7 protein-coding genes and 2 pseudogenes are annotated in these 8,703 nt (G+C 68.0%); all 9 read right to left on the minus strand.

The genetic code is table 11. The annotated features are described in order from the left end of the window. Window positions 1-369 carry a VOC family protein gene (locus tag ACFY93_RS13610; protein WP_391357340.1) on the minus strand — a complete coding sequence of 123 codons (369 nt, stop codon included), beginning with the start codon at window positions 367-369 and terminating at the stop codon, window positions 1-3. Between the two features lie 283 nt (window positions 370-652). Next, window positions 653-1,639, minus strand: a complete 987-nt coding sequence (locus ACFY93_RS13615) for an MvdC/MvdD family ATP grasp protein (protein WP_391357342.1) — start codon at window positions 1,637-1,639, stop codon at window positions 653-655. Then, a complete protein-coding gene (locus ACFY93_RS13620; protein WP_391357345.1) occupies window positions 1,636-1,782 on the minus strand; it encodes a hypothetical protein in 147 nt (48 codons plus the stop codon). Before ACFY93_RS13620 ends, ACFY93_RS13615 begins: the two co-directional genes overlap by 4 nt. Before the next feature lie 67 nt (window positions 1,783-1,849). Next, window positions 1,850-2,561 (minus strand): annotated as a pseudogene (locus ACFY93_RS13625) (IS256 family transposase); the annotation flags it as partial. A gap of 38 nt (window positions 2,562-2,599) precedes the next feature. Continuing rightward, window positions 2,600-3,286: a transposase gene (locus ACFY93_RS13630; RefSeq protein ID WP_391357348.1), complete on the minus strand. Its 687-nt coding sequence runs from the start codon at window positions 3,284-3,286 to the stop codon at window positions 2,600-2,602. A gap of 150 nt (window positions 3,287-3,436) precedes the next feature. After that, window positions 3,437-4,165, minus strand: a complete 729-nt coding sequence (locus ACFY93_RS13635) for a transposase family protein (protein ID WP_391357351.1) — start codon at window positions 4,163-4,165, stop codon at window positions 3,437-3,439. 82 nt (window positions 4,166-4,247) lie between these two features. Then, window positions 4,248-4,832: pseudogene (locus tag ACFY93_RS13640) on the minus strand (transposase); the annotation flags it as partial. A 33-nt stretch (window positions 4,833-4,865) separates the two neighbouring features. Continuing rightward, the gene (locus tag ACFY93_RS13645) at window positions 4,866-7,517 is read right to left on the minus strand and encodes a Helicase associated domain protein (RefSeq protein WP_391357354.1); all 2,652 of its coding nucleotides are present in this window, start codon (window positions 7,515-7,517) and stop codon (window positions 4,866-4,868) included. A 78-nt stretch (window positions 7,518-7,595) separates the two neighbouring features. Further along, window positions 7,596-8,249: a hypothetical protein gene (locus ACFY93_RS13650; protein WP_391357356.1), complete on the minus strand. Its 654-nt coding sequence runs from the start codon at window positions 8,247-8,249 to the stop codon at window positions 7,596-7,598. Window positions 8,250-8,703: the final 454 nt, after the last annotated feature.

The raw sequence follows: 8,703 nt of genomic DNA on the forward strand, positions 1-8,703 counted from the left end.
TCATGGAGCGGGGACCGGCCGGGTGAGGTTGACCGGGTTGCCGTCGGGGTCCTTGATGTGCGCGACCCGCTGTCCCCACGGCATGTTGTCGGGGCCGCTGCGGACCGTGCCACCCAGTGCCTCCACCCGGCCGAGCGTCTCGTCGACATCGTCGACACCGATGCTGAGCAGGATCCGCGATGCCTCCCGGTCCCCGGGGTCCGCCTTGGCCACGAGCCCGAGGTCGGTGTCGCCGATGCGCAGGCCGAGGTAGAAGGCCGGGCCTTTCTCCGGTACCCGGAAGATCTGCTCCGCGCCGAACAATCGCGTGTAGAAGCGGAGCAGGGCGTCGAGGTCCGCTGTGGTGATCACCGGCTGGATGGTGGACATGGCACTCCTGTCGAGAACGGTCGTGTCACCGGGCAGACGGTTCGAGGACGGCGAACTCATCGGCGAATCCGCCCAGCCGGACGATCCACGTCCCAGACCGCTTCCCGTAACCAGTACGAGCCCACCGAAACGGGGTCACACCCGCCCGGGGTGTAGAAGGAGGGCACGAACACGTGGCGGGGGACCGAGGCGAACGCATTCCTCCACGCGCTGGTGTGCGTGGGTGTGAGAGCAGCGGCGAACTTCTTCCGCAACCCGTCCGCGGTGTCGTTGTCCAGCAAGGTCATTCGCAGGCTCCTCGCACGTAGTCGGCGTGTGCGGCAGCGATCGGTAGCCCGGTGCCGGTGTGGTTCTCCACCCATGCCCGGGTTCCGGCAGGGTTGTTCTCGAAGAACACCCACTCTCCGTCCAAAGTCACGGCGAAGTCGAAGCTGCCGCACACGATGCCGTAGTAGGCCAGGAAGCGCCGCACGCCTGTGGCGATCTCCTCGGGTACGTCGACCGTGCCGTAGGTGATGTGCTCGTAGTCGGTGCGCCAGTCGGTGCGCGCCTTCTCCGGGGACGTGTGCAGGGTGCCGCCGAACACCCGGTCGGCGACGGCGACGAGCCGCACCTCGTAGGCCTTCTCGATGGCTTCCTGGAAGTAGTGGCCGGTGGTGCGGATGCTGCCGTCGAACGCGGCGGGATCGACGTAGTGGGTGGCCACCATGAGCTTTCGGCCCTCGTCCACCGGCAGACGTCCACCGAGGACCGGCTTGCAGATCAGAGGCCCGTCGACCTGCTTGGCGAAGTCACGGGCGGCGTCCGGATCGTTCGTGATCAGGCTGCGGGGCACGCGGAGACCGCAGCGTGTGGCGGTGACGAGCTGTTGGGGCTTGTGGGCGGCGATCCGGTCATGGTGCGGGTTGTTGATCCACCGGGCGCCGGGCAGAGCCGCAACCACGTCGAGGAGCGCGCATTCGGCCTGGTTCTGCGGCCACGTGGCGTAGGGCCCGGGAACGGCGTCGGCGATGACGGGGCGCCCGGGCCGTCTCCAACAGACGGCCCGGACGTCCTCAAGCCGCGCCGTCCGGCGCCCATCGTCAAGGATCCCCGTCCGGCCCGGCTCTGTCGGCGCGTGGCCGGCTGAGAGTGTGAGCTGCTGGGGGAACTCGGCGGCGTCGAAACGGATCACGGGAACGTCGCGCTGGTTGAGCTGGTCCACGACCATGTCCGCTGACGGGTCGAGTCGTTCAGCGACGACGAGCACGGGGCGGGCGGCGGCGGTCATGACGCAGGCGCGAAGTACGGGTCGGTGACGTCGTCGCCCTGGCCGTCCTGGTTGGTGTCGGTGGTCGACGCCGCCAGGGCGGAGGTGTGCCACGGCGTGCCGTCGGCCTGCAGGTTGAGCTGACGCTCCTCGTTCCAGGTCACGTCCTCGATCGAAGTGGTGACCAGGCACGGGTCTGTGTAGCGAGTGGTGGAACTCGGTCGGTTTTGTTCAGCGGCGTCCGGTGGTGAGCCGGCCGTCGAAGGTGATGTCGAAGGCTTGGAGCGCGGCCTTCCAGCGCATGGTCCAGCGTTTGCGTCCGGTGCCGGTCGGGTCCAGGCTCATGACGGCCAGGTAGACGCACTTGAGGGCGGCCCGGTCGGTGGGGAAGTGTCCCCGGGCCCTCACGGCCTTGCGGATCCGTGCGTTGATGCTCTCGATCGCGTCGGTGGTGCAGACGATCTTGCGGATCTCCACGTCGAAACTGGAGAAAGGGCACGAACTCCGCCCAGGCCGACTCCCAGAGCCGGACGATCGCCGGATACTTCCCGCCCCAGACGTCGGTGAACTCCACGAACCGCTCCAGGGCGGCGTCCTCGGTCGGCGCGGTGCAGACGGGCCGGAGCGCCTTCGCGATCTTCTCCCAGTCCTGCCAGGCCGCGTAACGGAAGCTGTTCCGCAGCAGGTGAACGACGCAGGTCTGGATGATCGTCGCAGGCCAGACGGTGTTCACCGCGTCCGGCAGGCCGGTCAGGCCGTCGCAGACCAGCATCAGGACGTCGGCCGCGCCGCGGTTCTTGACCTCGGTCAGGACCCGGAGCCAGTACTTCGCGCCCTCACCACCGTCACCGATCCACAGGCCCAGGATGTCCCGGTGTCCCTCGGCAGTGACCGCCACCGCCATGTGCACCGGCCGGTTGGCGACCTGCCCGTCCCGGACCTTGGTTCTGTCGACGATTTTGTGATCCGGATGGGCTGGACTCATCGCGCGAGCAGGACGCGTTTGCGAAGGAGATCGAGGCTGGCCCGGCCGAACATCTGGCGTTTCAGCATCTTCAGCCGGTTGATGTTGCCTTCGACGGCGCCGGAACTGTGGGGAAGGGACAATTTGTTGCGGACGGCGTCGAAGTCGCGGCGGAGGTTGCGGGCGAAGCCCGCGAGTGGGGCGAGGGAGTCTCGTTCGACCTCGGTGATCCAGTCCTCGAGGCGGTCGCCGTGGCGTGCGGTCATCATGACGGCGAACTTCCTGACGTGAAGAGTGAGCCGGTCCGGCTCGGGATCGCGTTCACGCAGCCGGCGAAGCTTGCCGGCGGCCTCGTCCCGCAGGTGTTCGGGGCGAGTCATGATCCATGAGGTGACCTCGCGGACCGACGGAGGCTTCGGCCCCGGATCGGGTGCGTGTCCGCCCCCGGTGCGGTACTGCCGCAGATGACGTTGGACGGCCAACTCGCCTTTGGGGTAGCCCTGTTCCTGAGTCTCGCGGTAGAGCTGGGTGGCGTTTCTGACGCCATCGTTGAAGCGCCGGTGCAGGTAGCCGACATACGGGTCGACGACGTGCGCGCGCTGCAGGCTTTTGGCGACGACGTCGTCCGCGGAGGGGGCGTTGACCAGTTTGCGGACGGTGGCCTGGTGCAGTCCGAGTTTCCGGCCGATCCCCGCCTTCGACATCCCCTGCTGCCACGACCCGTGGGCGGCAGCATGTTGTTCACGGAGCCGAGTCACGATCTTCAGCTCTGTCGGCAGCCGGACTACCTGCGGTTCGTCGGGGGTGTCTGCGGGTTTTCGAAGGCGGTTCGGCCAGACGGGAGCGATGACCGTTCACTGTCTTCTCGACCGCCTGGCCGAGATCGGCCCACAGATGACAGCGATCAGCGGCCTGCTCGGCCTGCGGCGCTGCGATGCGTGCGCCCTCCGGTAACCGCTGGACCGGTCCCGGCAGATCACCTTCACCTCGGGATGGTCGCGGAGCCATGCGGCGAGGTCTTCGCCCTCGCGCCCCTCGTAGAGATGCAGTGGACGGCGGGTTGCCATGTCGATCAGCACCGTGCCGTGGTGACGGCCCTTGCGGAAGGCGAAGTCGTCAACGCCGAGGACCTCCACCTCGCCGACCTCCGGTTCGGGCAGGGCTCTGACCAGCCGCAGCAGCGTGTCCTTGCCCACGGTGATGCCGGCCGCGGAGGCCAGGCGGGCTCCAGCCCGGCCGGCCAGGGCCAGTCCGATCCGCGTCAGCACCCCGCGCAATAGCGGGGTCTGCCGACTGTGCGGGGTCGTCAGTCCCACGATCTGTTCGGCGCACGTCACCGCCGTGCAGGCAGTGTTCTCGCAGCGGAACCGACGTATGCGTAACTCGATCACCACGCCGAGCCCGCCCACGGCGACGTCACGCAGCTTGCGTACGTACCGGCCGTGCACCCGAGCGGAGCTTTGACCGCACCGACAGTACCCGCTCGCCGCCCGCACCCGCTCCCTCAACACCACCTTGTCCGGCCGTCGCTCGACCTCCTCGATGAGCAACGCGGACAGGTAAGGAAACAGCTCCAAAAGCACATCACGAGAGCACGCGATGAATGATTGCGAACGATCGGCACGAACCGCTCAACCGTCCGGATCACAAGATCGTCGACAGAACCCTGACCTTCACGTTCACGCAGCCGATGAAGACGACCGGGTAGACGCTGTCCAGCGGACGGTTCTGCCATTCCGCCATGCCGGCCATCACGCTGTCGGCGATCGTGGAGAGGGCGGACTTGGCCATCTCCGCCCCGTAGACCTCGGCGAGATGCGCGGAGATCTCCCCGTGTGTGAGCCCTTTCGCCGACAGGAACAGGACCATTTCGTCCACACCGCCCAGCCGGCGCTGCCGCTTCTTGACCCGCTGCGGTTCGAACGACCCGGCCCGGTCCCGCGGCACCGCGATCTCGACCGGCCCCGACTCGGTGATCACAGTCTTCGACCGGTGCCCGTTGCGGTAGTTCTCCCGGCCGCCTACGGCCCGCTCACCGGGCTCATGGCCCAGATGATCGGTGAGCTCGCCCTCCAGCGCGGACTCCAGCACCCGCTTCGTCAGCTGCTGCAGCAGGCCGCCCTCCCCGGTGAGCTTCACGCCACCGGCCTGAGCCCGGGCGACCAGCTCGGCAACCAGCCCGTCATCCACAGCGCCCGTCCCGCTCACCACGGCCTTCCCGGCCCTGATGTCACCCGCCACGTCAGTCATCAACTGTCGCTCCCAGCCCGGGAGTTACACCGCTCACCGTACAGACCCGCGCTCGGGCTGCTCTTCGGCCCAGGCGTAGCCCAGCTGAGCGAAGGCTGCTCGTTGCTCCGCATCCAGACGGTCACGCCTGGACTTCTGGTTACTCAGAAACACACCCAGCCTGATCGCCGAACCGTCCGGCAACTCCTCAATGTGCGCCCTTCCAACGACGGTTCTGCCTTCCCGCTGGATGTACCGGGTGAGGGCTGCCAGGCCGCGTTGGAAGGCTGATGCCTTCCCGGTGCCCTTGGCCGCCGAGGCCAGGGCGGGTGGTTCGGCGGGTGTTACGCCCAGCGCTGTCAGCCGCTGCTGCTGTCCCTCGGAGAGCTCCGCCCAGCTGCGGCATTGCCGCTGAAGCCATTTGCCGAGGTCGTCACCCTCGTAGAGGACGCCGGGGGCGATGTCGGGCAGGTGGCCGCCTGGTTCGTCGGCGCCGAGTTCGGCCAGGACGCGGTAGTGGCGTTGCCAGTCCAGTGGCCAGGGGCAGTTCCAGCCAGGGTCGATCGCGGCCAGCTGCGCGGCCCGCGTTGCGGCGCGCTGCGGGTTCTTGCCGAGGCCGTCCTTTCGGCGGAGGTTGGCCATGTGTTCCCCGACCGGGACCAGTTCGCTGTCGGCGGCGCCCCATACGGCGTCGCGTCTGGGGGCGAGGTGGCCGTGGGCGCGGTGGAAGGAGCGCAGGGCTGCGAGTTTGTTCTCCCAGGCTTCGTCGCCGGGTTCCCACACCATCCCGGCTTCGTCGAGCAGCATCTTGCGGTGGGGATCGAGTTCGCCCGCACGGTAGGTGCGCCGCTGCTGGTGGACCCAACGCCCCAGCGGGAACGCCTTGGTGACGCCGACCCCGGTCTCGGTGTCGTACGGGACGGCGTGCAGGCCGGTGATGTGGTGCTTCTTCCGCCAGCGCAGCAGGGCCTGATAGCCCTCCAGCCACACCAACGACTCCGGCCGGTACACCCGGGTGCGCAGGAACGCCGCGATCGTCGCCGCGTCCCTCGGGGTGGAGAAGTGCAGCAGCGCTGACTCCACCGCGCCCTCGCTCTCGTCCTGCCCGCCCTCTTTTTCGGCCGTGGTGCCGATGATCCGCCCGTCCTCGTCCCGCTTCACGTGCACCTGCCGCCGCCCGCTGCTCAGCGCCCGGCCGGCGAGCTGCTCGACGAGGCGTTCGGAGTGTGAGCGCAAGCCTTGGAGGACCGCTACCAGGGGTGCGAACGAGGCGGAGGCGACCATGCCGGTCGGGTCCTCGCCGGGCTTAAGGAAGACGGGCACGATGATCCTGGCCACCTTGTTCGTGCCGTCGGGGTTCGGGCGCAGGGCCCGGCCGATGTTCTGCACGATCTCCACCTGGGAGCCGCGGGTGTCGGCGAAACACACCGCCTCCACACCCCGCTCGCCGACGATGTCGACGCCCTCGCCCAGGACCCGCACGCTGGCCAGGAACGCCCGGTGCACGCGCTTGTTGCCGGCGTCGAGGCCGTCGGCGAACTGGCGCAGGACCTCCCGGCGTTCGGCGACGAGGTGGTCACCGCACAGCCACGCCGCCCACACTCGGTCCGGGGGCACGTGGCGGCCGGCCTCCAGCGGGTAGAACTCTGCATCGATCGACGACTTCGGCAGCAAGTCCGCGTCGGCCAGGGCCTCGTCGGAGACCTCGGCCGCGTACAGCTCGGCGGCCGTCTGCGGCATCGTCTCCGCGAACGCCATCGCCTCCTCCACCCGTTGGTGGAAGGTCATGACCGTGCGCAGGTTCCGCGCGGCGGCGTGCTCCAGGAGCGCAGTCTGCAGCAGCGCCAGCCGCCGGCCCCGCTGCGCCTCCTCTGATAGTGCCTGGACGGGGGAGGGGTCGTGGATCTCCAGCACGTCGATCTCGAACCCGGCGAGGATGCCGCGCTCGATCGCCTCGGACAGTTCGAGCTCGTAGATCCACTCGCCGTACGGGCCGTCCGGATCGGACGCCATGGTCGCGACCTCCAGCTCCTGCCCGTCCCTGCCCTTCTGCGGGCGAGGGGAGGCGAGGATGCGCGGGGTGGCGGTGAGGTAGAGCCGGAAGTCCGCCGGGATGCGGGTGTTGTCGTGGATCGCCGCCCACGGCCGCCCAAGATCACCCGTGGCTGAGTGGGCTTCGTCGACGACGGCGAGGTCGAACGGGGCCATCGTCTGTCCGTACAGCCGCTCTCCGCCTGCCAGAGCAGCCTCCAGCGGCCCGCGAACGCGTCCCTGACCCAACGGGTCCTCCGCGTCGTCACGGTCCACGAGAGAGGCGTACGTGGCGAACACGACCACCGGCCCATGCCCCGCCCACAGCGCCAACTGGATCGCGTTCGTGGTGGTCCGTACGCCCAGCTGTTCCAGGACGTCGTCCTTCTCCAGCGAGCACACCCCGACCATCGGCCCCCTGTGACCGACCCTCCGCCACGCCTGAACGGTCTGCACGAGCAGATCGAGGGTAGGGACCATGACGAGGATCCGCCCGCCACGGAAGCACTCCAGCGCAGCCCACGCAGCCGTGATCGTCTTGCCAGATCCCGTGGCGGACACCACCGTGGCGCGCGCCCCTTCCGCGGGCACAGAGGATCTTGCAGGGAATCCGACCCAGTGACGGATATGCGCAGTCGCATCCACCTGGTGCTCTCTGAGCACGATTCTCTGCATTCCAAACTGTCCTGTCATCAGTTCCTCTTGCCAAGAGCGGCGTTGCAGCCCGATGTCTCATCGATGGCAGGTGATCTCTTAAACGCCGAGTCCTTTGAGGCCCCATTCATCGAGCCCGGAGTAGACCGTTGCCGTCCGGCACTGCGGTGCCAACATGCACTCAGCTTCCCCGCGGTAGACGGCCACAAGAGAGTCAGCTCCTCGCCACCAGGTGTCTGCACGTCCGGCAACCTCCAAGACCGGTTCCAAACCGTCGAGTTGCAGCGCCTCCACCGCTTCACCGGTCACCGTGGTGATAGTGCGGGCGCATCGGCGGGCATGATCTGCGAGGGCCACCGACTCCACCCACCCCGCGATGCTCCCATGCAGAGGCACCCAAGTGCCGGCATGGATACCGAACTCCCCCTCGGGACCAATCATGAAAGCGTAGGGAAGCGCGGTGCGCTGCAGCCCGGCCCCGAACCACCAGCCCTCCGCCTCCGACCCCTCAGGAACGTCCGCACTCAGCGAACTGGGACCACCGTCGTAGTGCAGAGACGGAGGGAGGGCTATCCCGCCCCAGATTTCCTGATACGCCACAGCACGGTCAATCTCTGCTGCCGGGATTCCATGCTCCAGCCACCGGGCCCGGTGCTGCTCCACACCAGTATCAGGAATCCGGTAACCGTGGATTCGGACGAAAGATTGAGCCCTGCGCGTAAGCACATCAGGAATCTTTTCCCTGATCGTCACTTCGATTCACCCCATCGACTCTGCTCACCCTGTCGAGCTCACACAGCCTTGAGAGTGTGACTAATTTTCCCTAACTCTACATGCTGCATCACAAAGAGGCATCCACTACGCTGAACTCGACCCGAACGAGCAGCCACCCCTCCTCGTAGCCAGCCAGGCCCGCGCCAGCGGGCCCGAAGGGACTGGAGGCGCAGCCGGAAGGACCGTTGAGGGCGGGGGAGCGCAGCGGACCCGCCCGGCCGGCCTGGAGCGCCAGCGGAGGGCCGGATCCAGGACGAAGTCCTGCTGCTCCGGGAGCGCAGCGGACGGAGCGTCAACCAGACTGCGCAGCAGTCTGGTTGAGCGGGACGCGCAGCGTCCCGCCAGCGCTCCCGCGGAGCGGGAGCGCAACAACCGCGCGCAGCGCGGTTGTTCGCTTGCACATCGCGCAGCGATGTGGTACCCGCTCCGCGGG

It is taken from the genome of Streptomyces sp. NPDC008313 (assembly GCF_042956125.1).
In the GTDB taxonomy this organism is placed as follows: Bacteria; Actinomycetota; Actinomycetes; order Streptomycetales; family Streptomycetaceae; genus Streptomyces.